Below are 599 nucleotides of genomic sequence, written 5' to 3' on the forward strand. Positions count from 1 at the left end.
ACCGCGAGCAGCAGACATTGGCCAAAAACCTGCTCAAAGACAGTACCCGCGAGCTCAAAGCCTTCGCCAAATTGTGTGCCCGACGCTTTGCTTGTGAGGCGGATGCCCAAGCTGAGTTGAGCTGTTTTACCGCCAGCTTGATGCTGCTGCAACTGGATGCCGAAGTGGTAGGTGAACCCGTTTATACAGGACGTGGCAGACCCAAGCGTGGCGAAGAGCCAATTGGCCATCAGTTTCAAATCACTGGGTTGGCGGCAACTAGCCTGGCTTGCGTTGAAGAGGCCCGCAACCAGACCGGGGTGTTCATCCTGGCGACCAATGACCACAGCGATACGCTGACCATGGCCGAACTTTTGGCCACCTATAAAGCGCAGCAGAATGTCGAACGGGGCTTTCGTTTTCTCAAGAGCCCGGAGTTTTTAACCTCCTCACTGTACCTGAAAAAGCCGGAGCGGATTGAAGCGTTGCTCATGGTGATGACCTGTAGCCTGATGATTTACGCAGCGTTGGAGCACCGGATCCGGCAGGGATTAGTGGAGCAGAATCGCAGTGTGGCGGATATGAAAAAGAAACCGACCCAGCAGCCGACGGCCCGTTGG

General features: G+C 55.4%; 1 protein-coding gene. It reads left to right on the forward strand.

Going from position 1 to position 599, the window contains the following annotated elements; genetic code table 11:
• On the forward strand, nucleotides 1-599 hold a 599-nt coding region (locus tag J9892_RS21650; protein WP_210538972.1), incomplete at both ends, for an IS1634 family transposase.

This window comes from Aeromonas sp. Prich7-2, from assembly GCF_017939255.1.
GTDB lineage: Bacteria > Pseudomonadota > Gammaproteobacteria > Enterobacterales > Aeromonadaceae > Aeromonas > Aeromonas caviae.